Below are 24,755 nucleotides of genomic sequence, written 5' to 3' on the forward strand. Positions count from 1 at the left end.
AACCGGCAAGGTTCCAGAAAAAGACGTAACAACAATTAGTGGAGGAACACATGCTGGTGAGTAAGAGAAGCCTGCTTTGCGCAGGTCTGGCCGCTGCCGCGCTCGTTGCGGTCGGCTCTGCCAATGCTCAGGACAAGATTGCCTATCCCCACAAAGTCGTCACGCTGGTCACACATTCCAGCGCCGGCGGCGGAAGCGACGTCTTCCTCCGCGACATGACGGGATATCTGAAAAAGATCATCGACGCCGATTTCGTTGTCGAAAACGTAACCGGCGGTTCGGGCGCCAAAGCCATGGCTCACATGGCCAAGCAGAAGCCCGACGGCAGCGTCTTCTACGCGACGACGCCGACCTACATCTACACCTCGCATATGAGCGAACTCTCGGCGGACTACACCGCGCTCGAGCCGCTCGTAAACGTCTTCTACGATCCGGAAGTCATCTACACCCGCGCCGATGCGCCGTTCAAAACCCTGGCCGATGTTGTCGCCAAGGCCAAGAGCGAGCGTAGCGCCTGGGGTGCCGCGAACCCCGGATCGCTTGAGCGCGTCACGCTCGAAAAGCTGAAGAAACTGACCGGCGTCAACGCCGCGATCGTCACCTCCGAAGGCGGCGGTGAAACCATGGTCAACGTGCTGAACGGCACGCTCGACATCGCCATCGGCGAACTTCAGGAACTGCGTTCGCAGCTTGAAGGCAAGCAGGTGCGTGTCCTCGCCGTCCTGTCCGAAAAGCCGCTCCCGCAGCTCGTGGGCGTGCCGACGGCCAAGGAAGGCGGCGTTGATCTCGTCGTCCAGAAGTTCCGCGGTCTTGCCAGCCCGAAGGGCCTGTCGGCCGAAGCGGCGAAAGCCTGGGATGCAGCCATTCCGCGCCTGCTCGCCGATCCGGAATACAAGGCGAAGTATGAAGCGGCCGGTCTTGTGCCCGCTTTCATGCCGCACAGCGAAGCCGTGACCTTCACGTCGAAATTCGCGGACGAGCAGAAGGCGATCCTGACGGAAGTCGGCATCACCAAGAAGAAGTAACGGCGGACTGAGGACGAGCGCGATGGATAGAGATCTCATCTGTGGGCTGGTGGGATTTTCCATCGCGCTCATTTACCTGTTCGCCGCCGGCGACATTCCGGAAAGCGGTATCGGCGATAGCGTCGGAGCTGCGGGTATCCCGCATATCCTCGGTTATTCGCTGGCTGTTGTTTCGGCGCTGTTTGTCGGTGTGCGCCTCATCACCATCGGCCGGGAAGCGGCGGCGCCCGCGTCGCCGGCGGAGAGCGTTTTCGACACGCCGCTCCCGGCCTTCATTTCGGCCGCCGGCACGGTGGCGATCTGTGCAGTCTTCGTATTCTTCTTCGAGTCCGCCGGCTATCTGCTGTCGGTCGTGCTCCTGGTCCTCGCGCTCTGTCTGTACCAGGGCGAGCGCCTGAACCTGCGCCTTCTGGTCGTGGCGGCCAGCGGCACCTTTGTTCTGTGGCTTTTATTTGCCGTTCTTCTTGGAGTCCGGATGCCGCACGGCATCTGGGCGGATTTGGTTTGAATTCATCATGGACGCGATCCTGACAAGTATTGAAATGCTCGGAACGACATTGATCGTTCCGATGGCGATCCTCGGCATGGTCTGGGGCATTTTCGGCGGTGCGCTGCCCGGCATTTCGCCCGCGATCACCATGGCGCTCTTGCTGCCGTTCACCTACACGATGGACCCGATCCCGGCGCTCGTGCTTTTGACCTCGACCTATGTCGGCGCCGAATATGGCGGCTCGATTCCCGCGATCCTCATTCGAACGCCCGGCACCAACGCCTCGGCCGCGACGATGATCGACGGCTATGAAATGAAGAAGCAGGGCAGGGCCGGCGAAGCGCTCGGCATCTCCCTGCAGGCAAGCTCCGTCGGCAATTTCGTCGGCATCTTCTGCGTCATTCTCTTCACCGCGCCGCTTTCCCAGTTGGCACTTGCCTTCAAGCCGACGACCTATTTTGCGCTCGGCATTCTGGGCCTCAGCGTCATCGTCTCGGTGTCGGAAGGCTCTATCTTCAAAGGCATCATCGCAGCGCTCATCGGCCTGATGATCGCAACCATCGGCACGGATCCCGTCACCGGCGTCGGCCGTTTCACCTATGGCAATGCCGATCTTCTGACCGGTGTGCCCATCATTCTCGTGATGGTGGGCCTCTTCGCGGTTGGCGAAATCCTCGAACAGATCGCCACCAAAACAGATTGGTCGACAGTGTCCGACCACGTCACGAGGCTGAAATGGCCAAGCTGGCAGGTGCAGAAGGACACCGCGAAATCGAACCTCATCGGCTCGGTGATCGGCGTGTTCTGCGGCATCATGCCGGGCGCCGGCGGCACGGTCGCCTCCTTCATGTCCTATTCCGAAGCGCGGCGCTTTTCGAAGACGCCGGAGAAATTCGGCAAGGGTTCGGAAGAAGGGGTAGCTGCTCCCGAATGCGCCAACAATGCCGATGCCGGCGTCGGTCTCATTCCGCTGCTCAGCTTCGGCATTCCGGCCTCGAATTCGACGTCGGTTCTTCTCGGCGGATTTCTGATCCACGGCCTCGTTCCGGGACCTGTTCTCTTCAACAAGGACCCGACGCTTCTCTACGGCCTCTTCACCGGTCTTCTCGTCGCGTCCGTTGCGCTGATCCCGGCGGCGTACATGACTCTGTCGGCCTCGATCTGGCTCGTGAACCGGCCGAAGCGTTATCTCTTCGCCTTCATCGCGGCGCTGGTCTTTTCGGGTGCGTATTCGATCAACAACAGCGCCTTCGATCTCGGCCTGGTTCTCGCGGCCGGCATCCTCGGTTTCGGCATGCGCTTCTTCGGTATGCCCATGCTGCCGATCATTCTGAGCCTCGTGCTCGGTTACATGATCGAAGCCAATTACCGCCGTTCGCTGGTCATTTCCGGCGGCGACAACGCGATCTTCCTCGAAGACCCGATTGCCGTCGCCTTCTTCATTCTCTCGGCGCTGTTCCTTGCCGGATCGCTGGTCCGGGAATTTCGAGAACGGCGCGGCAACAAGGTCAAGGCAGGAGCGGCAGCATGAATGCGCATGCAGGCAAAGTGAGTATCGCAACGGAGATCGCCAACTGGATCGCGGCCACCGACGAGAAAAGCCTTCCCGCCGATGTGCGGGATATGAGCGAGCGGCTGCTGCTCGACATTGTCGGTCTGTGCGCCGCATCGCGCGACACCGATTATGTCCGCGCCGCCGTTGCGGTCGGCGAGCCGGGCGTCTGCACGGCGTTCGGCCACAAGGACCGCTTCGACATGTACAGCGCGGCGCTGATCAACGGCACCGCGGCGCATGGCGAGGATTTCGACGACACGTTCGAAGGCGGCCCGGTGCATTCGGGCGCGGTCATTGTTCCTGCGGTCTTTGCCGTCTGCGAGCGCTTTGGCCTTTCAGGGCAGCGCGCGTTGCTCGGCGTCGCGGTCGGCATCGAGTTTCTCTGCCGCCTCGGCCTTGTGACGCCCAAGGCGATCCACAAAGCCGGCTTTCATCCGACGGCCGTGCTCGGCACGCTGGCGGCGACGGCGGGTGTCGGCGCGGCGCTCGGCCTTTCTCGCGACCAGCTCGTCCACGCGCTCGGCGTTGCCGGCTCGATGTCGTCCGGCATCATCGAATATCTGAAGGACGGAAGCTGGACGAAACGCATGCATCCCGGCTGGTCCGCGCAGTCCGGCATTCGCGCTGCGCTGTTGGCCAAGAACGGCTTTGTCGGACCGCTGACGGTTCTCGAAGGCGAACACGGATTTTTCCATAGCTTCGCGCCGAGCCGCGCGCCGGACTTTGACTCGCTTCTGCGCGGCATCGGCGAGAAGTGGGTCATGACCGGGATCGCGTTCAAGCCCTATGCCTGCGGGACGATGACCCAGCCATATATCGACTGCGCCATCGAACTCGCAAAGAGCGGCGTCAAACCCGACGACATCGAGAGCATTGTCTGCGAAGTCGGCGAGGGGACGGTGCATCGCCTGTGGGAGCCGCTGGCCTCAAAGCAGGCGGTGCCGAACGGGTATGCCGGAAAATTCTCGACGCCGTATTGCGTCGCCGTCGGCATTCTCGACGGCGCGGCCGGTCTTGCCGCGTTCACCGATGAGCGCACCAAGGATGCCAAAACGCAGAAACTTGCGGCCAAGGTTTCCTATGTGGTCGATCCGAACAATCCCTATCCGGACCGCTTCACCGGCCATCTGCGCGCCACGCTGAAAGACGGCTCGGTGCGCGAAGTGCGGCGCGACAATATGCGGGGCGGCGCGCACGATCCGCTGACGCGCGGCGAACTCGAAGGCAAGTTCACCGGCAATATGCTCTATGGCGGCCTCAGCGGGGCTCAGGCCGTCACCTTCAAGAAGTCCGTTGCGGAGACGTTCAAAGCCGGGGATCTGTCGAAATTCACCGGGTTCCGTCTGTCATGACAAAGCCGTTGAAAGACAAGGTCGCCATCGTCACGGGCTCGGCACGCAATATCGGGCGCACGATTGCGTTCGGTCTTGCCGAAGACGGTGCGAGCGTTGTCGTCAATGCGCGCTCCTCGCGCGAGGAGACGGAGGCGCTTGCGGAAGAGATACGCAAAGCGGGCGGCAAGGCAGTTGCGGTCCTGGCCGATGTCAGCGTTCCGGAAGAAGCGGCGGGTCTTATTGCGGATGCGGTGCGCGCCTTTGGCCGCGTCGACATTCTCGTCAATAACGCGGCCATGCGGCGGGAAAATCCCATCGCCGATATTTCGTTCGAGGAATGGCGCGAGGTTCTCGCCAGCGTTCTCGACGGTAGCTTTCTGTGCGCCCGCGCCGCGTCCAGGCATATGGGCGAGGGCGGACGCATCATCAATATCGGCGGCCTCAGCGCCCATACCGGCGCCATTAACCGCGCCCATGTGGTGACGGCGAAGGCGGGTCTTGTCGGTCTCACCAAGGCGCTGGCGATCGAGCTTGCGCCGCGCCACATCACCGCAAATCTCGTCGCCCCGGGCCGCATCTCGACCGACCGGCGCAAGACCGGCGTAGCTCAGCCCGCCCATCACGCGCATCATTCCTCGCCGCTCGGCATGGAAGGCAGTGTGGACGATGTCGCGGACATGGTGCGCCATCTTGCGGGCCCCGCCGGCCGTTACATCACCGGCCAGACCCTGCACGTCAATGGCGGCATTTATCTGCCTTGATGCAGATGCGCTCCGAAGGGTAAGGAGCAGAGATGGGCGATATCCTCCATAGCGTCGAGGACGGCATTGCGACGGTGACCTTCAACCGGCCGCGGGCGCGCAACGCCATGACGTTCGAGATGTATGAGCGCCTGGCCGAAATCTGTTCCGGTGCCGCAAGCGATACATCCGTGCGCGCCATCGTGCTGACCGGCGCCGGCGGCGAGGCCTTCGCCTCTGGAACCGACATCGCCAAGTTCCGTGAGTTTCAGACGCCGGAGGATTCGCTTGCCTATGAGGCGAGGATCGGCCGCGTCCTGCGCGCTGTCGAGGAATGTGCGGTGCCGACCATCGCCGCGCTTGCCGGCGCCTGCACGGGCGGCGGCGCGGCCATTGCCGCCTGCTGCGATCTGCGGATTGCGGCCTCCGATCTCAAATTCGGCTTTCCGATTGCCCGCACGCTCGGCAACACGCTGTCGCTCGAAAACTATGCGCGCCTTACAGCTCTGATCGGCCCGGCGCGTGTGAAGGATCTCATCTTCACCGCACGGTTGATCTCCGCGGAAGAAGCGGCCGCCTGGGGCGTGGTGAATCAAATTGTAAGGGCAGACGAACTGGCCTCAGTCGCGCGCGATCTTGCACGCAAAGTCGCAGGCCACGCCCCTCTGACCCTGCGCGCCGCCAAGCGCGCGCTCGCCGCTCTTCGGTCCGGCATCGATCCGGACCTTGCCCGGGAAATCAACCTAAGTTGTTATCAGAGCGAGGATTTTCGAGAAGGCGTCGAGGCGTTTCTGGCCCGCCGTCCGCCGGTTTGGAAGGGCCGCTGAAAGGTTTTGGTGAGGTGGTCTGCGCATGGCGCAGGTCGAGTATTCAGCTACTTATATACCTCGCGCTGCGGCGGCCCGCTAAACATAGCTCCAGATTCAACTGGAGACCGTGATGACCACCGCGTCCAAAACCTTCGCCCCCGCCGCCGTTTCCGGCGGTTCGTTCGATCCTCTCGCCGGCATTCTCGGCTTCTTCGAGCGGCTGGGCGCGGCGCGCCGCTGCGCTGCGGCGATTTCGGTGGACCGTCTGCCCAGCAAGACGGATCTCAAGATCCTCGGCCTCGACAAGATGGATTTCGGCAATCTGCCGCGCTGATCCACCGGGTCTGATCTTTTAGTTTTGAAGCGGCGCTGCCTTCCGGCAGCGCCGTTTTTGTTTTTAAGCCGGGGTGAGGGCGCCCTGAAGGGCGTCGAGCACGGCCTTCGTGACGTCTTTCGTGCCGGACGAGCCGCCGAGATCGGGCGGCATGACTTTGCCCGAGCGCGTTACTGTCTCGATGGCCTGCATCACCGCGGCCGCAGCTTTCGGCTCGCCGAGATGGTCCAGCATCATCGCCGCCGTCCAGAACGAGCCGATCGGGTTGGCGATGCCTTTGCCCGTAATGTCGAAGGCCGAGCCGTGGATCGGTTCGAACATCGAGGGGCCGGCGCCGCTCGGGTCGAGATTGGCGGTTGCGCCGATGCCGAGACTGCCTGCGACGGCGGAGGCAAGGTCCGACAGAACGTCGGCGTGGAGATTGGTCGCCAGAACCGTGTCGATTGTGCCCGGCTTCAGCACCATGCGCGTCGTCATGGCATCGACCAGCATCCAGTCGATCTCAAGATCCGGATAATCGGCAATCACGCGTTTGCAGGTTTCGTCCCAGAACACCATGCCGTGACGCTGCGCGTTCGATTTGGTGACGATGGTCAGTTTCTTGCGCGGGCGCGAGCGGGCGAGATCGCAGGCGAATTTGCAGATGCGCTCGACACCGCCGCGCGTGAATACGGCGACATCCATGCCGACTTCAAGCGGCAGGCCCGCATGGGCACGGCCGCCGACGCCGGCATACTCGCCCTCGGAATTTTCGCGCACGATCACCCAGTCGATCCCGGCGCCGAGTTCGGGACGCAGCGGGCCTTTGAGACCCGGCAGAAGGCGGGTGGGGCGGACATTGGCGTATTGGTCGAGGCCCTGGCAGATCGCAAGGCGAAGGCCCCAGAGCGTCACCGCATCGGGAATTTTAGGATCGCCAACCGCGCCGAAATATATCGCATCGAAGGGACGCAGCCGGTCGACGCCGCCTTCCGGCATCATCACGCCGTGCTTGCGGTAATAGTCCGAACCCCAGTCGAAATGTTCGAACTTGAAACCGAATCCATGCGCTTTCGCGACCGCCGTCAGGAGTTCGCAGCCCGCGCTGATGACTTCGGTTCCGATGCCGTCGCCCGGCATCACGGCGATATTGTAGGTGCGCATTTAGATTACTCCTCAGCTTTGAGCGTGGCGCCGGCGATCTTCCGGAAGAGCGCGTAGACCACGAGAATAGAGACTTCGACGAGAGACACGCGCATCACGTGGAAGGCCGTCACGATCTGCGGATCGACGCCCATCGCCTGTGCGGTCAAGGTCATTTCCGTCACGGCAGCAGGGGCGATCGACAACAGGCTCACGGAATAGGGCAGGCCCGTGAGCTGCGACAGAACGAGCGCGCCGGCGGCTGCGGCGAGAATGAGGATGATGCTGACGATAACAGCGCCCATCGCAACGCGCGGCAGCTTGACGATCAGCTCGCGCTCGAACTTGGCGCCGAGCGACACGCCGATGGCGAGCTGGCTGACGATCAGGATGATGCGCGGGATGGAAACGACAAGAAGGTCGGTCACGCCGAGGACGCCGCCGAAGAGCACGCCGCCGATCAGCCAGGGATTTGGAAATTTAGTTAGGCCGAAAAGACGCGAGAAGCCGTAGCCGAGCGCGATGGCGAGAGCGACAAGTAGAAGATCGTGGCTGGCCCGGCTGTCCGGCGGCGTCACCGTTCCATGTTCGCCGAAGGCAAAAACGAGGAGCGGCACGGTCAAGACGACGAGAGCGACGCGAATGGCATGAACGACAGCGACCGCGCTCGGATTGCCACCGCGCGCCTCAGCGATATGGGCCATGTCCGCCATGCCGGCGGCCGCGGTCGCAAAGAAAGCTGTTGTGCGGTCGACGCGGGCGAGGGGGATCAGAAGGAAAGCGGCGAGCGTCGTCACCACCATGACCGCGGTGATCGACAGGAACATCGCCGGCAAAAGCGCGAAGGTTGCGGCAAGGACCGAGACGGTGAACCGCATGCCGACGGACAGGCCGATGATGACCTGGCCGAGTTCGCGTCCATGAGGGATCGCGCGGAGCGGGACGCCCGAAAGGCTGACGGCGGCGGTTGCGATGAAAGGCCCGAGCATCCAGGCGAGAGGCATGTTGATCGATGAGGCGGCAAAGCCGCCGATCGCCCCGATGACCAGGGTCAAAGCGAGGCGGGTCCAGGGCCGCCCCTCGAGCCCGGTGCACACTCTGTCGAACTGTCCCACGCTCATGCCCTAGCCAATTCTGCCTTTAAGGCCCGCGCGGGTTGGTCGGGGGCCATGGGGCCCGGAGCGAGGACACGGCGGATTGGACATTTGGGGCCTTAAATTGTCAACAGTTGGTGTCCCTTTGGAGGCAACTCCCCTGTGCAACCGTCATTTTGAAATTGGACTGTTGACAGTTGACCGCGGGAGGATCAGGCTTCCCATAGACCGAGCATCCGCATTCCGGCGGCCGCGAATTCATCGCCGCCGCCTAACCAGACGGGCCGGTCGGGAGGGATTCCAATGTCGAAACTCACGAGACGTGATGCTCTGAAACTGACGGGCGGCGGCCTTCTGGCGGCCGGCACGCTCGGCCTGCCCAATATCGCCCGTGCCGCTTATCCGGACCGTCCGATCAATGTGATCGTTCCGTTCGCGGTGGGTGGTTACAATGACCGTCTGTCGCGCGCCTTTGCGCCTTATCTCGAAAAGGCGCTCGGCCAGCCGACTGTCATCGTCAACAAGCCGGGGGCGGGCACCCAGCTTGGCCATACTTACGCGCTGCAGCAGGCCAATGACGGTTACACGATCCTCTGCACCTCGGCGTCGCCGTATATTCCGCTGACGGTCTATCTGCAGGGCGCGCCCTACAAGAACGAAGACTTCCAGATGATCAATCTGCCCTCGCGCGACTATACGCTCGCCGCGACTGCGAGTGGCAGCGGCATCAAGGACTTCAAGGAAGTCATCGAAAAGCTGAAGAAGGATCCGACCAGCCTCAGCATCGGCGTGCAGCCGGCTTCGGCCGACTTCTGCAACATGGTTCTCACCATGAAGGCCGCCGGTATCGATCACACCAAGCTGCGCATCGTCACCTATGACGGCGGCGGTCCGAACCGTAACGCCACGGCGGGCGGTCAGGTCGATGTCGGCTTTGTCGGCGGCGAAGGCTTCATTCCGCTCAAGGAGAAGATCACGCCGCTGGCGATGTATGCTGCGAAGCCGGCCGAATGGATGCCGGATGCGCCGCTGATCGCCGCCTCTGGCATCAAGCAGGACATGGTCGATGGTTCGCAGCGCGGCTGGGCGGTTTCCACCGCACTGAAGAAGGAAGCTCCGGACGTCTATAAGGCGATCGAAGCTGCGGTGACCAAAGCCAGCCAGGATCCGGAAGCGGTGGCGGCCCTGAAGAAGCAGGACCTCGCGACGACGTGGTATGGCCCGGAAGCCTCGCAGAAGGCCTTCCTCGACAACGCCGCGACGATGTCGAAATACACCGACCTCCTGAAGTGACAATCAGCGAAGCGGGCGCGCACTGCGCCCGCTTCGCATCGCTTTTCGTAAATATAGCGGAGGCGCGATATGCGTCCGGGACGCCCTACATATAAGGCCGATTACGGCCACCTTGCTTTTCTGACCTTCCTCTTCGGTTACATGGCCTGGTTCCTGTACGACGCGGTTCACGTGTCGACCAAGGTCAACAATCTTCTGCTCGTTGCGCCGACAGCTGTGCTGGGCCTTGTGCTCGCGCTGTTCATCGTGCCGCAATGCTTCAAGCGCGCCGACGCCGCCGTCGTGGAAGAAGATCCCGAACAATACGATCCGCTGGCGCCGAAGCTGCCGACCGAGCGCAAGCAGGTCATCCGCATGCTCACGCTTGGTGCCGCGCTCGGCGTCTTCGTGTTCTCGATGGCCTATATCGGCTTCGATGTGGCGATCTTCCTGTTTGCCGCCGTCACCATGGTGATCTGCGGCGAGCGCCGTCCGCTGCATCTTGCGGGCTTTTCGGCCATCGTCACGGTCGTGACGATCTACGGCTTCAAGGCGCTGATGTCCTATCCCATGTTCACTCTGCTGCTCTGAGGCGATCCGATGTTTGATTTTGCAGCTTTCTCGGATGCTCTCGGCATCATGGCCACATCGGCCGGGTCGTGGGGCTGGATCGTCCCCGGCCTCATTATCGGCCTTGTCTTCAGCGCCATTCCCGGCGTGTCCATCACCATGGCGATGGCGCTCGTTCTGCCGATGTCGCTCTACATGGATTTCTTCTCGGCGGTCGTGTTCCTGACCTCGGTCTATACGGGCGCCGGTTTCGGCGGCTCGGTGCCGGCCATTCTCATGAACATACCCGGCTCGCCCGCATCCTATGCGACGACGTTCGACGGCTATGCCATGTCGAAAAAGGGCATGCACAATGAGGCGCTCGGCTACGCGCTGTTCGCCTCGACCATTTGCGGCATTCTCGGCTACGTCCTTCTTCTGCTCGTCGTCGAGCCCATGGCCGATATCGTGCTGAAGATCGGTCCGGTCGAAATGTTCGCGGTGGCGATCTGGGGCATGCTTCTGCTCGGCTCGCTCGGCTCGAAATACATCACGCGCGGTCTTCTTGCGGCGGCGCTCGGCATCCTGCTCGGCATGATCGGCATGAACACTGCGGGCTTCACCCGCGGCACGATGGGCATGCCGGTTCTGCTCGACGGCGTGCAGACCGTCCCGGCGATGATCGGCCTTCTGGCGGCGGGCCAGCTTCTGACGCTTGCCGGCAAGGATTACATCCTCGATGCCGAGGGCGCACGCGAAGTCAGCGTCAAGCGCATTCTCGCCGGCTGCTGGGGCACGCTGAAATATCCGGGCGTGCTGTTCCGCGGCTCGCTGATCGGCATTATTATCGGCGCAGTGCCGGGTGTCGGCTCCTCGATCGGCAATCTCATTGCCTATGCGGAGACGAAGCGTACGTCTTCGGACGGCCACACCTTCGGCAAAGGCAATCCGAAAGGCGTTATCGCGGCTGAATCGGCGGTCGCCTCCGCCGAAGGCGGATCGATGGCGACCATGCTGGCGCTCGGCATTCCGGGCGGCGGCGCGACGGCGATCCTGCTTGCCGCCTTCATGATGCACAACATCGTGCCGGGCCCGAGCTTCATCCAGTCGCAGAAGCCCATGGTCTACGCGATCATCCTGAATAATATCGTCCAGGCGATTGCACTTCTCGTCGTCGGCATCGGCTTCATCTATGTCGCCGCCAATGTGGTGCGCGTTCGCACACGCTACATCCTGCCGGTCATTCTCGTTATCGCAACGCTCGGCACCTATGCGGTGGCCGGTGACGTCTCGGGGCCGATCACGCTCTTCATCTTCGCGCTGCTCGGCTTTGCGCTCGTCCGCTACGAATATCCGGTCGCGGCGGTGGTCGTCGGTCTTCTCCTCGGCCGCATGCTCGAGACGGAGTTCCTGCGTTCCTATCAGCTCTCGGGCGGCAATCCGCTCTATCTGTTCGAGCGGCCCGCGGCGCTGGCGATCGTCTTCATCATGCTGGCTTCGCTGGCGATGACGGCCTGGGGCAAGCGCAAGCAGGCGAGGGCGGAAGCGGCCGAAGCCGCCGCTATGGAAGCGCTGCACCGCGAGGAGCTCGCCGGCGCCAAGCGCTGACCGGGCATACTGACACAGCAAATGAAAACGCCGGGCTTATGGAGCCCGGCGTTTTTTATTGTCCGATGATTGCGAGGTTCAGGCCGCCGGCGTTTTGACTTTCTCGCCGCGGAAGAACTGCCAGAAGGCGGCATAGACGAGATCGGGCCGGTGTTCGGCCGGGTAATGTCCGGTCGGGATGGCAAAGCCCTGCAGGTCGTCGCACCATTCCGACCAGGCCTTGATCACTTTGAAATGGCGGCCGCAATGGCTGTTTGAGCCCCACAGAACGAGCGTCGGGCAGGAAATGGTCTTTTTGCCGAAATCGGCGGTGTCCATCTCAAGATCGACGGTGATCGTCGCGCGGTAGTCTTCGCACACGGCATGGATCTGCTCCGGGGTCGCGCAGCGGACATATTCGTCCATCGCTTCCTTGGTGAAGATCTCGAGGCCGACGCCTTTCTTGTTGAGCTTGTAGCGCATGTAATAGTCGAGATCGGCGCCGAGCAGCTTCTCGGGGAAGGGCGCTTTCTGCGCCATGAAGAACCAGTGATAGCTCTCCGACGCCCAGCCGAGCGTGATGTTGTTCAGCACATGGTGGGTCGGCACGATGTCGAGCGCGCAATAGCGCGTGATGCGCTCCGGCTTATCGAGCGCCATGCGGAAGCCGACGCGCGCCCCGCGGTCGTGACCCGCAATGGCGAACTTATCGAAGCCCAGCTGGTCCATGACTTCAAAGGCGTCCTGGCCGATGGCGCGGAACGAATAGCCGGAATGATCCTCAAGCCCGTCAGGCTTTGAGCTGTCGCCATAGCCGCGCATATCGATGGCAACGACGGTGAAGTCGCGCGCCAGAGACGGTGCCACCTTGTGCCAGCTGACAAGCGTCAGCGGATTGCCGTGAATGAGCAGGAGAGGAGGGCCGCTGCCGGCGATCGCAACATTGATCTCGGCGCCGCGTGTCTTGATGCGCCGCCGCTCGAAGCCTTCCATCAGGCTTTTCGACTGGACGAGCGGCGGAACGTCTACGGTAGTCAGCATTAGGGTCCTCCCGGCGCCTCAGGCGCACAGCTTCATCAGATCGCGAATGTTCTTCAGTGTTTCGAGCGTGCGGACGGTCTCGATAATGGCTTCGGCCTTCTGCGTCGGCCATTTCGCAAACTCGGCGCAGCCGCGGAATTTGTCGGCGACTTCGTCATAGGTCATCGGATTGGCCGGCGAGCCTTTGCCGAAATCGGCTTTGCCCGAAATCGTCTTGCCGTTCTTCAGATGGATGTCGAGGATCGTCGTCATCTTGTCGTAGCCGGCAGCTTCCGCCTCCGGATGGACATGGAAGTTGATCTTCTCGATCATCTTCTTCACGTCGGCGCGCTCGACGACTTCATCGGTGAACTCGGGCAGTCCGCCGCGGCCTTCGATAAGAAGGATCGCCATGCAGAATTCCATCGAGAACTTCGCCTGAAGCTCGTTCTTCGGACGGTGATGGATCAGAGCGTTCGGCATGTTCTGATTGGTACCGACATCGACGCGCTCTATATCCGCCGCCGCAAAACCGTGCTCTTTCATCAGGCGCAGCAGTTCGGTCATGCCGGGATGCGTCAGCGAGCCCGACGGATGCGGTTTGATCGAGACGCCGGGGTTCGCGAAGGTCCAGGGCTTGCCGAGCTTGCCGTGGATCGCGCCATTGTCCCAGCCGCCGCCGGCCGCCTGGAAGAAGCCGCGCGGCGCTTCCAGGATCTTGTCGGTCGTCGTCCAGCCGAGCTCGGCGAAATCGGCGGCGACAACGCCGCTCTCGGATGAGCGCCCTGCATGGAATGGCTTCATCATCGTGCCGAAATTTTCGCGCAGGCCCGCCGACTGACTGCCGGCGCAGCCGAGCGCACGCACCGTCTGCTCGACGCTCAGCTTCTTCAGCTTCGCTGCGGCCGCCGCGGCGGCATAGGTGCCGCAGGTCGCCGTGGCGTGGAAGCCGTGCTGGTAATGACGCGGATTGATCGCTTCGGCGATCTTGCACTCAAGCTCGACGCCGATGTGATAGGCGAGCATCGCCTCCGAACCTGACGCGCCTTTGTCTTCCGCGACAGCGAGTGCCGCGGGAAGGGCGGGCGCGGTGGGGTGCGTCAGAAGCCCGTAAACACGGTCTTTGGCGACCGCGAGCTGCGTGTCGTCGAAATCGTCGGCATGCACGCCGACGCCGTTGACGAAAGCGGCAAAGCGCGGCGGCACTTTCATGCTCATGCCGATCGCCGTCGCGCTGCCGTCCTTGATGCCTACGTTTTTCAGATAGGTGCGGACGAGCTCACCCGATTTCGCGACCGAGCCCGACAGCGCAAGGCCGATGCCGTCGAGGATCGATTTCTTGCCGATCTCGATCACATCGGCCGGGACCGATGAGGTGTTGACGATGAATTCCGCCGCTTCCTTGGTCAGGCCTTCGACGGCCGGACGGTCGAGCGCGGGATTGGTCTGGTGCAAGGTCATCGATCAACTCCTCAAAATCATCAGGCCAGAGCGTGCGTCGTTTCGCGAACAATGCTCGCGAGCGCATCGCCCAGTTCTTTCGTGTTGGCTTTGCCGCCGAGATCGCGGGTCAGGCTCTTACCGTCCGCAAGGACGGTTTCGATGGCGCGCTCGATGGTTTGAGCTGCTTCCTCTTCGCCGAGATGGCGCAGCATCATTGCGCCCGACCAGATCTGGCCGATGGGGTTCGCTATACCCTTTCCGGCGATGTCCGGTGCCGAGCCGTGCACCGGCTCGAACATGGACGGGTATTCCTTCTCGGGATTGATATTGGCGCCCGGCGCAATGCCGATGGAGCCGACAACCGCGGGGCCAAGATCCGACAGGATATCGCCGAAGAGGTTCGAGCCGACGACGACGTCGAACCAGTGCGGATTGCGCACGAAATGCGCGGTCAGAATGTCGATGTGATACACATCGGCCTTTACATCCGGATATTGCTTGGTCATCGCCGCAAAGCGCTCGTCCCAATAGGGCATCGTATGGCTGATGCCGTTCGACTTCGTCGCCGAGGTGACGTGCTTTTTGCGGGTTTTGGCGAGTTCGAAGGCGTATTTCATCACGCGGTCGCAGCCGCGGCGCGAGAAGATCGATTGCTGCATGCACAGCTCGGCCTCGCTGCCTTCGTACAGGCGGCCGCCGATATTGGAATACTCGCCCTCATTGTTTTCGCGCACGACATAGAAGTCGATATCGCCGGGCGATTTCAGCGGGCTGTCGACGCCCTTCAGGAGTTTCACCGGGCGCAGATTGATGTACTGGTGGAAATTGCGGCGGATGGGGATCAGAAGACCCCACAGCGACACATGGTCGGGAACGCCCGGGAAACCCACGGCGCCGAGATAGATCGCGTCGAAATCGCGAATCTGGTCGAGCCCGTCTTTGGGCATCATCGCGCCCGTTTTGGCGAAGCGTTCGCAGCTCCAGTCGAACTGCTGCCAGTCGAGCCGGAAACGGCCCCCGGCGGATGCTTCGAGAACCTTCTGGCCTTCCGGCAAAACCTCGTTGCCGATGCCGTCACCCGGGATGACGGCGATACGGTATGTGCGCATGGATCCTCCCCGGCGCTCCTGGAGACGCCTTGGGCCCAAACTGATCAGAGCGCGCTGAATTGTCAACAATAGTCTGAATGAAGGTTCGGTGTTTGAAGTCCGATAAACGACAGAAAATACAATAATATCAGTAAGTAATGGCTCTTTCAGTGATGATTTTTATGGTCCTGTTGGTTGTCGAGGCTGTTGACACTTAGGCCGGAAGGAGTCTCTCTTCGGGCCACGCACATCCGTGGAGACCTTGAGATGACCGCCAGTGACCGGCCCGTAATTGCTCTCACCCCCGGCGACTGCACGGGCATTGGTCCGGAACAGACCGCCAAGCTCCTGGCGGCCGGGCGGATGAATGAGGTCGCAAGGCTGGTCGTGATCGGCGATAGCCGGGTTCTGGAATTCGGCGCCAAGCAGGCGGGCGTGAAGCTCAATCTCCACCGCTATCAGTCGCCGGCCGCGGTCGACTGGGAGGCGGACGGCATCCCGATTGTCGATCTCGGCAATACCGATCCGGCCGAGTTTCCCCTCGGCGTCGCCAGCCCCAAATCCGGCAAGCTGACGGGCGATACTTTGGCCCGCGCCATCGATTTCGCCAAAGCCGGCGAGCTCGACGGCATCACCTTCGCGCCGCTGAACAAGCAGGCCATGTTCAAGGGTGGCTGGGAATTCCCGGACGAACACAAAATGTTCGCCCATCTTCTCGACCACAAAGGCATGTTCAGCGAAATGAACGTGCTCGAGGGCCAGTGGATGACGCGCGTCACCTCGCATGTCTCGCTGCGCACGGCGGTCGAGCAGGTCACTTTCGATTCGATCTGCCGGGCGCTGAAGCTCGCGGATGAGACCATGCGCATGGCCGGCATCGAAAAGCCGCGCATCGCGGTCGCCGCGCTCAACCCGCATGCGGGCGAGGGCGGTCTGTTCGGCACGGAAGAAATCGACATCATCCGCCCCGCCGTCGAACACATGGCCAAACAGGGTATCGACTGCAAAGGCCCGTTCCCGTCCGACACCGTCTATCTGAAGGCGTTTGCCGGAGACTATGACAGCGTGCTGGCGATGTATCACGACCAGGGTCAGATCGCGACGAAGCTCAAGGGCTTCAACAAGGGCGTGACGATCACCGCCGGACTCGACGTCGTCTTTACGACACCGGCGCACGGCACCGCCTTCGACATCGTCGGCAAGGGCGTTGCCAATATCGGTGCGTTCGAATCGGCGGTGCAGCTTGCCTCGCAGGTCGCCAGCCGCAAAAAGGCGGCCCGCGCCAAAGCGGCATGAGGCTTATCGGCTCTTGAACACGTAAAGCCCGACATCGATCGTACCGGCGCGGAAACCGCCTTCGCAATAAGCGAGGTAGTAATCCCACATGCGCAGGAAGCGGCGGTCGAAGCCGAGTTTCTCGACATCTTCGCGCGCCGTATGGAAACGCTGCCGCCAGTCGGCGAGGGTGTTGGCATAGCCGAGGCCGAAGGCTTCCGAATGCACAAGGTCAAGGCCGGCCGCTTTGGCATGCGCGCGCATTGAGGTCTTTGTCGGCAGCATGCCGCCGGGAAAAATATAGCGCTGGATGAAATCCGGGTTGCGGCGGTAACTCTCGAACCTGTCCTCATTGATAGTGATCGCCTGAATGACGGCGGAGCCACCGTCGGCCAACCGCTCACGCAGCACGTCGAAATAGGACGGCCAGTACTTCTCGCCGACGGCTTCGATCATTTCGATGGAGACAATACGGTCGAAGCGGCCGGTGACATCGCGGTAATCCTCGAGCCTGATATCGGCGCGCTGGCCGAAAGAGTTCAGGCGTGTACGCGCATAGTCGGCTTGTTCATTCGACAGCGTCAGCCCGGTCAGCGAACAGCCCTCGTCGAGAACACGTTCCGCCACCGCGCCCCATCCGCAGCCGATCTCCAGCACGCGCTCATAGCCATCGAGATCGAGCAGTTCGAGAATGCGGTCGAGCTTGCGCGCCTGCGCCGTCTCCAGCGTGTCGCCCGGCGCGTAGATCGCCGAGGAATATTGCATGCCGCCATCCAGCCACAGCCGGTAGAAGGAATTGCCAAGATCGTAATGGAACTGGATGTTCTTGCGGCTTCCGGTGCGCGTATTGCTGCGCGCCCGGTGCCAGACCTGCGAGGCGACCCGCGCCGCCCATGAGCGCCCGGCGGCATCGAGCGCGTTGGCATTGCGGGCAAAGAACTCGATGGTCGCCGGCAGATCGGGGCTTGTCCATTCGCCTTCGATAAAGCCCGCGGCAAAACCGAGATCGCCCGACATCGCAATGCGCCTCAGCGCACGCCAGTCGCGAAGGATGATCGAGGCAGAGGGCCCGTCATGATCGCCGCGCACCTCGAGCGGCTCGCCGCTCGGCAGGTGGACGTGGATCGTGCCGCAATGAACGCGCCCCAGCACGGCTTTCAGCAGCCGCGCCGTCAGGCGCGAGGGAACGGTGCCCGGCAGCGTGAAGGCGGTCTGGTTATGTGCGGACATCGGAAACCGCCTTTGAAGTCACGAATGTTACGGGAGAGGACGGCGGGGCAGGCCGGTGCGTCAGCCGCACGCCTTTGACCCACAGCTTCAGCGCCTCCCAATGGATGCCGACGACGACTTTGAGTGTGAGAAGGGGGTGGGTGAGCGCGGCGCGGATCAGCGCGCGGTCCGAAAACTCCGAACGCATGCCGATCATCGAGGCTGAGATCAAAAGCCCCTCAGGGTCGGAACCGCGCACCGTGAGCGAGACGGTTTCGTCCGGCTCCATCACCCGGAAGTCATAAGTGATGTTCATGTCGATGAAGGGCGAGACGTACAGCTCTTTGCGCGCCGACTGCTTGATCGATTGGCGCTGCCTGGCCTCGTCGCGATCGACGGGGATGAGATAGGAATGCCGCTGACCGAAGGTGTTGGTCACTTCATAGATGATCGCGGCCAGCTCGCCCGTCTTGCGATGGCAGAAATAGACCGAGATCGGATTGAACACATAGCCAAAAACGCGCGGCATACAGAGAAGGCGGATGGCGCCGCCCGGAAGATCGAGCCCGGCATCCGTCAGCACGGTTTCGATCTGCCGGCGCAGCGGGACATTGCTCGCGGTCGCATGGTCGGATTGCGAAAACGAAAACAGATTGAAACGGCCAAGGCTGAAGAAGCGCAGCGACTTCGACAGGGTTTCCAGTTCGTCGAGATCGAGCAGGAACCAGAACACGCGATAGGACAATCGGTGCTTTTTGGGCCGTGTCCGGACATGGGTGACGGAGCCGGTATAGATGCCGGAGGAAAAACTCATGACGGTGCGTGCTCCGTCATGCCGACAGAGCGCACATGAATGCGCCCGCTCTCGTTCTCGACATTCCAGGGCCGCCGGACGCCGCCGAGCTGTTCGGCGACAGCGAGCCCCGATTGCAGGCCGTCCTCGTGGAATCCCGAGCCGAAATGCGCGCCGCAGAACCATGTCTGGCGCTCGCCCTGCAGCGACCACAACTCCTCTTGCGCGCGCATCGCCGCGCCATCGAACAGCGGATGTTCGTAAAGCTCGCTCATCAGAATCGTGCCGGCGCGCGGCGGATAAGCGGGGTTGAGCGTGACGAACAGATTGCGTCCTTCAATGCCCTGAAGGCGGTTCATCCAATAGGTGACGCAGAGTTCGTCATTGGCATCGAGATAGTTCCAGCTCGACCAGGCGGTTTTGCGGATCGGCATCAGATGCTCGTCGCAATGCAGCACGGCAAGATTCTTCGAATAGCGGAACGCGCCAAGGAGGCGCTGTTCGTCCGGTGAAGGGTCATCGAGCAAAGCCAGCGCCTGATCGGCATGCGTGGCGATGACGACGCGGTCGAAAAGCGTTTTGCGGCCATTGCCGTGATCGACGATGACCCCGTTTGCCGTGCGCCGCACGCGCGCGGAGCCGGCGCCGGTATAGATCGTGCCGGAGATCCGGCGCGCCAGCTTCTCGACATAGACGCGGCTGCCGCCGTCGACGGTGCGCCATTCGGGTCGGTCGTTCAGCTGCAGGAGGCCGTGATTGCAGCAAAAGCGCAGAAAGCTTGCCGCAGGATAATCGAGCACATCGCGCGCCGCCGTCGACCAGATGGCTGCGGCCATCGGCAGGATGTGATCGTCGCGGAGCGCGGCGCTGTAGCCTTCGCGGTTCAGATAACTGCCGAGCGAGATGTCGCTGTCGGCAAGCCGCACGAGATCCTTCGGTGCGTTGCGGTAAAGGCGGCGCAGATCGCGCAGCATCGACCAGAAGCGCGGGCGAAAGAGATTGGATTTCTGGGCGAACAAGCCGCCAAACCCGGTGCCGGAATATTCGAGACGCCCGCCGCCGAGCGAGACGGCGAAAGACATATCCGACGGCTTTGTCGGAACGCCGAGATGGGAAAACAGCGCCGTGAGGTTCGGATAGGTGCGCTCGTTATAGACAATGAAGCCGGTGTCGACGGGCAAAGGCCGCTTCGTGCCGATATCGACCGTATGCGCATGCCCGCCCAGCCGCTCGGCACGCTCATAGAGTGTGACGCGGTGGCGGGCCGATAAAAGCCAGGCGCAGGAAAGGCCGGAAATTCCCGACCCGATAACTGCGATATTAAGCGGTCCGTCTGAAAGATCCGCTTCCATAAAGCCCTCCAGCTCGGCAGCCATCGCCCGGAGCGCTGGGGCTGCTATAAGCTGATACGAAGGCTCAGGCTTTTTGGATCAACCGGACTGATCCAAAACCTGCTTTGCTTCGTAAAAAGGCCTGATGAATGGCGCGATCCAAACCCTTCCGGCTCCTTGGGGCTTCCCGGGGGCATTCCTGAACATGCCGCAGCCGGCTGGCGGCGCCGATTTCGGGCGCCTTATCGTGGCCGTTGCCGAGGCCCGCGACCGGGAGGCTTTCGCGCGCCTGTTCGGCCATTTCGCGCCCCGCCTCAAAGCGTTTCTGATGCGCGCGGGCGCGGATGCGGCCGCGGCTGAAGATTTTGCCCAGGAAGCCATGCTGATCGTCTGGCACAAGGCGTCTCTCTACGATCCCGCGCGGGCGGCGCCGAGCTCCTGGATCTTCACCATCGCCCGCAATCTTCGGATCGATACGCTCCGCCGCAACCGCTATGCGCCCCGCGATATCGATCCCAGCGATCTGCCCGATGCGCCGCTGCAGCCCGATGCGGCGTTTGACGGCAGCGAAGGTGCGCGCCGTGTGCGCGCGGCGCTGGCCGCTTTGCCCGAAGAGCAGAGAAAGGTTTTGCTGCTGTCCTATTTCAGCGATCTCGCCCATGGCGAAATTTCGCGCCGGCTCGATATGCCGCTCGGCACGGTGAAGTCGCGGCTCAGGCTTGCGGTGGCGCGCCTGCGCGAGACGCTTGGAGATCTGTCATGAGCATAACTCATGTGCCGAGCGACGAGACCATGCTGGCCTATGCGGCCGGCACGCTGTCCTGTGCGCAGAGGCTCGTCGTCGAAACGCATCTTGCGCTGTGCGAACAATCGCGCGCCTGGGCCGGCACGCTCGAAGAGATCGGCGGCGTTCTGATCGAGGATATCGATCCGGTGGACGTCGCGCCCGATGCTCTCGATCGCGTTTTCGCGCGCATCGATGCGATGCCCGCGGAGCCGAAATCTGCCGTGTCCGATGCCGAGATCGCCGCGCTTCCCGAACCGCTGCGTCACTATCCCATGTCTCCCTGGCGCAAGGCCGGACGCGGCACGTTCATCCGCTATGTGCTGACGCCCGAGGAGGGCGATCACCGCCTGATCCTGTTCAAGATCGATCCCGGCAAAAAAATGCCCCAGCACTCGCATTCGGGCCAGGAACTGACCTGCGTGATTTCCGGCTCCTATTCGGATGAGAGCGGACGCTACGGCCCCGGCGATTTCGAGGAGGCAGGCGATGATTTCAGCCATCGCCCGGTCATCGATTCCGATGAGCCGTGCATCTGCATCGTCGCGCTGACGGGCAAGATGAAGCTGGAAGGCTTTGTCGGGCGTCTGCTGCAGCCCTTCGTCCGGCTGTGAAGATATTCTTTGTCATCGCCGTTGGGGCGGCGGCTTTCCTTGGTTCTGCGTCCGTGATGCGCGACAGCTTTCTCGGTCTCATTACGCCGAGCGGCGGTGCGGCCCCCACTTTCTCCGTTTCCTATATGCCGGGCGAACGCGGCACGCTCGACATCTATGCGCCTAAGGATGCGAAGAACGCGCCGGTCGTTGTCTTCTTCTACGGCGGCAGCTGGCAGATGGGCCGCAAGAGTCTCTATCGCTTTGTCGGCCACGCGCTCGCAAAGCGCGGTGTGGTCGCCGTCATTCCCGATTACCGCGTCTATCCGGAAGTGCGCTTTCCGGATTTTTTGAAAGACGGTGCCAAGGCTTTCAAATGGACGCATGACAATGCGGCTTCGTTTGGCGGCGACGCGAACCGCATTTTCGTCATGGGTCATTCGGCGGGTGCGCATATTGCGGCGATGCTGGCGCTCGATCCGCAATGGCTGAAAGGCGAGGGGCTCGATCCGGCAAGGAGTATTGCCGGTTTTGTCGGCCTGTCCGGTCCTTACGATTTCCTGCCGCTGCAGAGCGAAAATCTCGTCGCGGTCTTTAAGGGCAATAACCGGCCCGAAACACAGCCCATCAATTTCGCGACGGCCTCAGCGCCGCCGGCATTTCTGGCAACTGGCGATGAGGACGATGTCGTCCTGCCGCGCAATTCACAAAACCTTGCCGCCCGTCTGCGCGGCGCGGGTGCGTCCGTCGAGCAAGTGGTCTATCCGGGCCGCGGTCATTTCGGAACGATCATGGCGATGATCGGCCCGTTGCATTATCTCGCGCCCGTCGTCGATGACGTCGCGGGGTTCATCAATTCCCGGGGCGCGAGATGACGCTTCCGCTGCTCGGACTCTTGATCGCGTGCGGCTTTCTCTCGGGCGTCATGTCTCTCGCCTGGATCGTTCAGTACAAGACTGGCAATGCCGGTTGGTCCGATGCGTTCTGGTCGTTCGGGCTCGGCCTTGCGGGCACCGTGCTGGCGCTGATCCCGGTCGCGGGAGAGGAAGATCCGACGACGCGCCAGATTGTGGTTGCCGTGCTTGTCGCCATCTGGGGTCTGCGCCTCGGCTCGCACATTGCGCGCCGCTCGCTCAAAGGGCCGGAAGACGCGCGCTATGCGCAGTTGCGCAAAGAATGGGGATCCGATTTCCAGCGCCGGCTTTTCATCTTCCTGCAGATTCAGGCAGCGGCCGGAGCCTTCCTTGTGCTGTCCGTGCTGGCTGCGGCGCAAAATCCAGATCCATCATTTCGCCCGCAGGACTGGCTTGCGATTGCGCTTCTCATCGTCGCGGTGACCGGCGAGGGGATCGCCGACCGTCAGCTCCGCGCCTTTGCGCACAATTCGAAAAACAAAGGCAAGGTTTGCGACACCGGTCTCTGGGCCTTCTCGCGCCATCCGAACTATTTCTTCGAATGGCTCGGCTGGTTCGCCTATGCGCTGTTTGCGATCGATCTTGCGGGCGCGCATGTCTGGGGCTGGCTCGCGCTAAGCGGTCCCGCCTTCATGTACTGGCTGCTGGTGCATGTCTCCGGCATTCCGCCGCTCGAAGCGCATATGCTGCGCTCGCGCAAGAAAGCCTTCGCCGCTTATCAGAAGCGCGTGCCGGCTTTCTTCCCGCGAACACCTTCAAGACGCTGAGCCGAACAGCTTCAGCAGCCAGGACGAAACGGCATATGCAAGCAGGCTTGCCGTGCCGCTGACGAATGTGCCCCACGCCATATCGATGGCCGTGACCTTGAACCCCCAGTTCCTGAGCGTCGCGTAGTTCGTCAAATCATAAGTGCCGTAGGCGAACAGGCCGAACAGCGCACCCCAGAGGAGGGCGGTGGTCCATTGGCCGTTTTTCAGCGCCGGCGCCACCGCGAAGATCACAAGGCCGATTGCATAGAACAGATAGAAGGCAATGGCCGGCGCGACCCGGAAGTCCTGAATGACGATATCGCCCAGCAGCGGCCGGTAGACCTTAGAGGCCATGGTCCCGAGCCAGAGCGTGTCGATGACCGAGAAGATGGCGAGAACGGACAGATAGGCGATGAGGTGCTGCATGGGGGCGGGTTCCTTTCTCAAGGAACGAACCGCGCGCAAAGCTGGATCACCGTGTATCACGATGGCGCCTGCAGGCTCGTCTCAGAATTTGCTTTCAAAGGCGATGATTTGATCCGTGAGTTCGTCGGCGGATAGAGCTTTGCCGAGTAAGAGAAGTCTGCCCATATATGCCATGGCATGAATCATACCGCCGTGCGCCGCCTCTCGTTGTACGTTTGAGAATGGCTCACGTCTCGCCTTCTCATACGCCGCGATGAACGCTCGCGCGGTATCCAGGTCAAAGTTGATCGCCAGCCGCTCGCTTCCTCCGGAGAAAACCACGGAAGAATACCCGACAATGTGAGCCTCCGAGCCAATAGTCAGCGATTCGAAATCGTATATCGCGCTGACCCTGGCCTTTTCGAATCTCAGGTTACGGGCTTTGAAGTCTCCGTGCATGATGGCCCAGTCTTCGGCTGAATTAACCGTGAAGGCCCACTTCTCAAGTAATTCCATCAAACGCTGAGGCATGCCTGAGGTGGGGCAAACAGCCATCTGCCCGAGACCCTGATAGGGCGCACCGTTCATTTTTTGCCGAAGCGTGTGTAGTGCGGACGCGACAGCCGCGAGATGTTCGGGCGTTTCGCAGCTGTGAGGGACTCCCGGCGCGAAGTGCTCATGAACAACGATTATGCGATCGTCATCCAATAGTTCCGGACCCGCGAGCAGGCGGGCGCAGGGTACGCCCATTCCGCGCAAGCCCTCCTGTATGCGATAGGCCGCGGCGAGGTGGGCAAGACTCTTTTCGGAGCGGGGGGTAGCTTTCGCCACGATGCGCCGTCCGTCCTTAAGCGTCAGATTGTGGATTTGAAAGCGCTGCTGAGAGGAAGAAATTTCAGATTTGAGGGCCTTTGAGCAATATTTCCAGACCAACTGCTCCAGCGTGAAGTCGGGTTTGGGGTCGGCCATCTACCTGACCTATAAAGTAAAAATGGCTGGGGAACTAGGATTCGAACCTAGATTAACGGAGTCAGAGTCCGCTGTTCTACCGTTGAACTATTCCCCAACGGGGCGGGGCAATTGGCCTGCCGCTCAAGAGCCTGCGGACATAAACGGCGCACCTCCGATTGGCAAGGTCTTCCGGGCGGAAGGTTTTTGGGGATGCGATGGCACTGGCGCCAAGGTTCCGAAACGCCGGCGCCTTGACGCTCTTGGCCTTCGTGCGTAGTCCACGCGGCGA

Annotated in this window: 25 protein-coding genes and 1 tRNA gene; 15 read left to right on the forward strand and 11 right to left on the reverse strand. The window is 61.9% G+C overall.

The window, feature by feature from the left end; all coding sequences use genetic code 11:
• Positions 1 to 50 precede the first annotated feature (50 nt).
• The 7 genes from IZ6_RS05895 to IZ6_RS05925 all read left to right on the forward strand — a co-directional run bounded on the left by IZ6_RS05895 (position 51) and on the right by IZ6_RS05925 (position 6,287).
• Positions 51 to 1,025: a tripartite tricarboxylate transporter substrate binding protein gene (locus IZ6_RS05895; RefSeq protein WP_222877069.1), complete on the forward strand. Its 975-nt coding sequence runs from the start codon at positions 51 to 53 to the stop codon at positions 1,023 to 1,025.
• Between the two features lie 22 nt (positions 1,026 to 1,047).
• Entirely contained in the window at positions 1,048 to 1,533 is a 486-nt protein-coding gene (locus IZ6_RS05900; RefSeq protein ID WP_222877070.1) for a tripartite tricarboxylate transporter TctB family protein, read from the forward strand.
• A gap of 7 nt (positions 1,534 to 1,540) precedes the next feature.
• Positions 1,541 to 3,046 (forward strand): tripartite tricarboxylate transporter permease, encoded by a 1,506-nt coding sequence (locus IZ6_RS05905; protein ID WP_222877071.1) that lies wholly within the window; start codon positions 1,541 to 1,543, stop codon positions 3,044 to 3,046.
• Positions 3,043 to 4,422 (forward strand): MmgE/PrpD family protein, encoded by a 1,380-nt coding sequence (locus tag IZ6_RS05910; RefSeq protein ID WP_222877072.1) that lies wholly within the window; start codon positions 3,043 to 3,045, stop codon positions 4,420 to 4,422. Before IZ6_RS05905 ends, IZ6_RS05910 begins: the two co-directional genes overlap by 4 nt.
• Positions 4,419 to 5,165 carry an SDR family NAD(P)-dependent oxidoreductase gene (locus IZ6_RS05915; RefSeq protein ID WP_222877073.1) on the forward strand — a complete coding sequence of 249 codons (747 nt, stop codon included), beginning with the start codon at positions 4,419 to 4,421 and terminating at the stop codon, positions 5,163 to 5,165. The genes IZ6_RS05910 and IZ6_RS05915 overlap by 4 nt, the downstream gene beginning before the upstream one ends.
• Positions 5,166 to 5,197: 32 nt before the next feature.
• Positions 5,198 to 5,971, forward strand: coding sequence for an enoyl-CoA hydratase (locus IZ6_RS05920; RefSeq protein WP_222877074.1), 774 nt, complete (start codon positions 5,198 to 5,200; stop codon positions 5,969 to 5,971).
• 112 nt (positions 5,972 to 6,083) lie between these two features.
• A complete protein-coding gene (locus IZ6_RS05925) occupies positions 6,084 to 6,287 on the forward strand; it encodes a hypothetical protein (protein ID WP_222877075.1) in 204 nt (67 codons plus the stop codon).
• 63 nt (positions 6,288 to 6,350) lie between these two features.
• Here the strand turns inward: IZ6_RS05925 and IZ6_RS05930 are convergent, their stop codons facing one another.
• Positions 6,351 to 7,430 carry a tartrate dehydrogenase gene (locus IZ6_RS05930; protein WP_222877076.1) on the reverse strand — a complete coding sequence of 360 codons (1,080 nt, stop codon included), beginning with the start codon at positions 7,428 to 7,430 and terminating at the stop codon, positions 6,351 to 6,353.
• 5 nt (positions 7,431 to 7,435) lie between these two features.
• Positions 7,436 to 8,530: an AbrB family transcriptional regulator gene (locus IZ6_RS05935; protein ID WP_222877077.1), complete on the reverse strand. Its 1,095-nt coding sequence runs from the start codon at positions 8,528 to 8,530 to the stop codon at positions 7,436 to 7,438.
• A 276-nt stretch (positions 8,531 to 8,806) separates the two neighbouring features.
• Here IZ6_RS05935 and IZ6_RS05940 point away from each other — a divergent pair, with 276 nt between their 5' ends.
• From IZ6_RS05940 to IZ6_RS05950, 3 genes are all read left to right on the forward strand, one after another.
• Positions 8,807 to 9,796, forward strand: coding sequence for a Bug family tripartite tricarboxylate transporter substrate binding protein (locus tag IZ6_RS05940; protein WP_222877078.1), 990 nt, complete (start codon positions 8,807 to 8,809; stop codon positions 9,794 to 9,796).
• A 69-nt stretch (positions 9,797 to 9,865) separates the two neighbouring features.
• Entirely contained in the window at positions 9,866 to 10,366 is a 501-nt protein-coding gene (locus IZ6_RS05945) for a tripartite tricarboxylate transporter TctB family protein (protein ID WP_222877079.1), read from the forward strand.
• A gap of 9 nt (positions 10,367 to 10,375) precedes the next feature.
• Positions 10,376 to 11,932, forward strand: coding sequence for a tripartite tricarboxylate transporter permease (locus IZ6_RS05950; protein WP_222877080.1), 1,557 nt, complete (start codon positions 10,376 to 10,378; stop codon positions 11,930 to 11,932).
• Positions 11,933 to 12,010: 78 nt separating this feature from the next.
• Here the strand turns inward: IZ6_RS05950 and IZ6_RS05955 are convergent, their stop codons facing one another.
• The 3 genes from IZ6_RS05955 to IZ6_RS05965 are packed head-to-tail and all read right to left on the reverse strand — an operon-like array spanning position 12,011 to position 15,483.
• Positions 12,011 to 12,952, reverse strand: a complete 942-nt coding sequence (locus IZ6_RS05955; protein ID WP_222877081.1) for an alpha/beta fold hydrolase — start codon at positions 12,950 to 12,952, stop codon at positions 12,011 to 12,013.
• A gap of 18 nt (positions 12,953 to 12,970) precedes the next feature.
• Positions 12,971 to 14,392: an MmgE/PrpD family protein gene (locus IZ6_RS05960; protein ID WP_222877082.1), complete on the reverse strand. Its 1,422-nt coding sequence runs from the start codon at positions 14,390 to 14,392 to the stop codon at positions 12,971 to 12,973.
• 20 nt (positions 14,393 to 14,412) lie between these two features.
• Positions 14,413 to 15,483, reverse strand: a complete 1,071-nt coding sequence (locus IZ6_RS05965; RefSeq protein WP_222877083.1) for a tartrate dehydrogenase — start codon at positions 15,481 to 15,483, stop codon at positions 14,413 to 14,415.
• 246 nt (positions 15,484 to 15,729) lie between these two features.
• On the opposite strand from IZ6_RS05965, the gene IZ6_RS05970 reads away from it, so the two are divergent.
• Complete coding sequence (locus tag IZ6_RS05970) at positions 15,730 to 16,758, forward strand: PdxA family dehydrogenase (RefSeq protein ID WP_222877084.1); 1,029 nt, start codon at positions 15,730 to 15,732, stop codon at positions 16,756 to 16,758.
• A 3-nt stretch (positions 16,759 to 16,761) separates the two neighbouring features.
• On the opposite strand, the gene IZ6_RS05975 is transcribed toward IZ6_RS05970, so the two are convergent.
• The 3 genes from IZ6_RS05975 to IZ6_RS05985 are packed head-to-tail and all read right to left on the reverse strand — an operon-like array spanning position 16,762 to position 20,091.
• On the reverse strand, positions 16,762 to 17,967 hold the full coding sequence (locus IZ6_RS05975) for an SAM-dependent methyltransferase (RefSeq protein WP_222877085.1): 1,206 nt from the start codon (positions 17,965 to 17,967) through the stop codon (positions 16,762 to 16,764).
• On the reverse strand, positions 17,954 to 18,760 hold the full coding sequence (locus tag IZ6_RS05980; protein WP_222877086.1) for a DUF1365 domain-containing protein: 807 nt from the start codon (positions 18,758 to 18,760) through the stop codon (positions 17,954 to 17,956). The genes IZ6_RS05975 and IZ6_RS05980 overlap by 14 nt, the downstream gene beginning before the upstream one ends.
• The gene (locus IZ6_RS05985; protein WP_222877087.1) at positions 18,757 to 20,091 is read right to left on the reverse strand and encodes an NAD(P)/FAD-dependent oxidoreductase; all 1,335 of its coding nucleotides are present in this window, start codon (positions 20,089 to 20,091) and stop codon (positions 18,757 to 18,759) included. Before IZ6_RS05985 ends, IZ6_RS05980 begins: the two co-directional genes overlap by 4 nt.
• A 184-nt stretch (positions 20,092 to 20,275) precedes the next feature.
• Here IZ6_RS05985 and IZ6_RS05990 point away from each other — a divergent pair, with 184 nt between their 5' ends.
• From IZ6_RS05990 to IZ6_RS06005, 4 genes are read left to right on the forward strand one after another with little or no spacing between them, the layout of a single operon-like run.
• Complete coding sequence (locus IZ6_RS05990) at positions 20,276 to 20,833, forward strand: sigma-70 family RNA polymerase sigma factor (protein ID WP_225874017.1); 558 nt, start codon at positions 20,276 to 20,278, stop codon at positions 20,831 to 20,833.
• Positions 20,830 to 21,468, forward strand: coding sequence for a ChrR family anti-sigma-E factor (locus IZ6_RS05995; protein WP_222877089.1), 639 nt, complete (start codon positions 20,830 to 20,832; stop codon positions 21,466 to 21,468). Before IZ6_RS05990 ends, IZ6_RS05995 begins: the two co-directional genes overlap by 4 nt.
• 56 nt (positions 21,469 to 21,524) lie before the next feature.
• Entirely contained in the window at positions 21,525 to 22,322 is a 798-nt protein-coding gene (locus IZ6_RS06000; RefSeq protein WP_222877090.1) for an alpha/beta hydrolase, read from the forward strand.
• Positions 22,319 to 23,128 (forward strand): DUF1295 domain-containing protein, encoded by an 810-nt coding sequence (locus tag IZ6_RS06005; RefSeq protein WP_222877091.1) that lies wholly within the window; start codon positions 22,319 to 22,321, stop codon positions 23,126 to 23,128. The genes IZ6_RS06000 and IZ6_RS06005 overlap by 4 nt, the downstream gene beginning before the upstream one ends.
• Here the strand turns inward: IZ6_RS06005 and IZ6_RS06010 are convergent.
• The 3 genes from IZ6_RS06010 to IZ6_RS06020 form a co-directional block, all read right to left on the reverse strand.
• Positions 23,117 to 23,536 carry a DUF2177 family protein gene (locus IZ6_RS06010; protein WP_222877092.1) on the reverse strand — a complete coding sequence of 140 codons (420 nt, stop codon included), beginning with the start codon at positions 23,534 to 23,536 and terminating at the stop codon, positions 23,117 to 23,119. The two genes, IZ6_RS06005 and IZ6_RS06010, sit on opposite strands and share 12 nt — an antisense overlap.
• Before the next feature lie 81 nt (positions 23,537 to 23,617).
• Positions 23,618 to 24,484, reverse strand: a complete 867-nt coding sequence (locus IZ6_RS06015; protein WP_222877093.1) for a phosphotransferase — start codon at positions 24,482 to 24,484, stop codon at positions 23,618 to 23,620.
• Between the two features lie 23 nt (positions 24,485 to 24,507).
• Positions 24,508 to 24,581 (reverse strand) — tRNA-Gln (locus tag IZ6_RS06020).
• Positions 24,582 to 24,755 lie beyond the last annotated feature (174 nt).

The sequence above is a fragment of the Terrihabitans soli genome (assembly GCF_014191545.1).
Taxonomy (GTDB): Bacteria; Pseudomonadota; Alphaproteobacteria; order Rhizobiales; family Methylopilaceae; genus Flaviflagellibacter; species Flaviflagellibacter soli.

What these genes read in the sequence shown, in the direction of transcription:
- IZ6_RS05895 (WP_222877069.1), top strand. Translation starts at nt 51, where the DNA reads ATGCTGGTGAGTAAGAGAAGCCTGCTTTGCGCAGGTCTGGCCGCTGCC.
- IZ6_RS05900 (WP_222877070.1), top strand. Translation starts at nt 1,048, where the DNA reads ATGGATAGAGATCTCATCTGTGGGCTGGTGGGATTTTCCATCGCGCTC.
- IZ6_RS05940 (WP_222877078.1), top strand. Translation starts at nt 8,807, where the DNA reads ATGTCGAAACTCACGAGACGTGATGCTCTGAAACTGACGGGCGGCGGC.
- IZ6_RS05955 (WP_222877081.1), bottom strand. Translation starts at nt 12,952, where the DNA reads ATGCTGACTACCGTAGACGTTCCGCCGCTCGTCCAGTCGAAAAGCCTG.
- IZ6_RS05965 (WP_222877083.1), bottom strand. Translation starts at nt 15,483, where the DNA reads ATGCGCACATACCGTATCGCCGTCATCCCGGGTGACGGCATCGGCAAC.
- IZ6_RS05985 (WP_222877087.1), bottom strand. Translation starts at nt 20,091, where the DNA reads ATGGAAGCGGATCTTTCAGACGGACCGCTTAATATCGCAGTTATCGGG.
- IZ6_RS06005 (WP_222877091.1), top strand. Translation starts at nt 22,319, where the DNA reads ATGACGCTTCCGCTGCTCGGACTCTTGATCGCGTGCGGCTTTCTCTCG.
- IZ6_RS05945 (WP_222877079.1), top strand. Translation starts at nt 9,866, where the DNA reads ATGCGTCCGGGACGCCCTACATATAAGGCCGATTACGGCCACCTTGCT.
- IZ6_RS05930 (WP_222877076.1), bottom strand. Translation starts at nt 7,430, where the DNA reads ATGCGCACCTACAATATCGCCGTGATGCCGGGCGACGGCATCGGAACC.
- IZ6_RS05975 (WP_222877085.1), bottom strand. Translation starts at nt 17,967, where the DNA reads ATGTCCGCACATAACCAGACCGCCTTCACGCTGCCGGGCACCGTTCCC.
- IZ6_RS06015 (WP_222877093.1), bottom strand. Translation starts at nt 24,484, where the DNA reads ATGGCCGACCCCAAACCCGACTTCACGCTGGAGCAGTTGGTCTGGAAA.
- IZ6_RS05950 (WP_222877080.1), top strand. Translation starts at nt 10,376, where the DNA reads ATGTTTGATTTTGCAGCTTTCTCGGATGCTCTCGGCATCATGGCCACA.
- IZ6_RS05970 (WP_222877084.1), top strand. Translation starts at nt 15,730, where the DNA reads ATGACCGCCAGTGACCGGCCCGTAATTGCTCTCACCCCCGGCGACTGC.
- IZ6_RS05920 (WP_222877074.1), top strand. Translation starts at nt 5,198, where the DNA reads ATGGGCGATATCCTCCATAGCGTCGAGGACGGCATTGCGACGGTGACC.
- IZ6_RS05925 (WP_222877075.1), top strand. Translation starts at nt 6,084, where the DNA reads ATGACCACCGCGTCCAAAACCTTCGCCCCCGCCGCCGTTTCCGGCGGT.
- IZ6_RS05915 (WP_222877073.1), top strand. Translation starts at nt 4,419, where the DNA reads ATGACAAAGCCGTTGAAAGACAAGGTCGCCATCGTCACGGGCTCGGCA.
- IZ6_RS05960 (WP_222877082.1), bottom strand. Translation starts at nt 14,392, where the DNA reads ATGACCTTGCACCAGACCAATCCCGCGCTCGACCGTCCGGCCGTCGAA.
- IZ6_RS06000 (WP_222877090.1), top strand. Translation starts at nt 21,525, where the DNA reads ATGCGCGACAGCTTTCTCGGTCTCATTACGCCGAGCGGCGGTGCGGCC.
- IZ6_RS05990 (WP_225874017.1), top strand. Translation starts at nt 20,276, where the DNA reads ATGCCGCAGCCGGCTGGCGGCGCCGATTTCGGGCGCCTTATCGTGGCC.
- IZ6_RS05995 (WP_222877089.1), top strand. Translation starts at nt 20,830, where the DNA reads ATGAGCATAACTCATGTGCCGAGCGACGAGACCATGCTGGCCTATGCG.
- IZ6_RS05935 (WP_222877077.1), bottom strand. Translation starts at nt 8,530, where the DNA reads ATGAGCGTGGGACAGTTCGACAGAGTGTGCACCGGGCTCGAGGGGCGG.
- IZ6_RS06010 (WP_222877092.1), bottom strand. Translation starts at nt 23,536, where the DNA reads ATGCAGCACCTCATCGCCTATCTGTCCGTTCTCGCCATCTTCTCGGTC.
- IZ6_RS05905 (WP_222877071.1), top strand. Translation starts at nt 1,541, where the DNA reads ATGGACGCGATCCTGACAAGTATTGAAATGCTCGGAACGACATTGATC.
- IZ6_RS05910 (WP_222877072.1), top strand. Translation starts at nt 3,043, where the DNA reads ATGAATGCGCATGCAGGCAAAGTGAGTATCGCAACGGAGATCGCCAAC.
- IZ6_RS05980 (WP_222877086.1), bottom strand. Translation starts at nt 18,760, where the DNA reads ATGAGTTTTTCCTCCGGCATCTATACCGGCTCCGTCACCCATGTCCGG.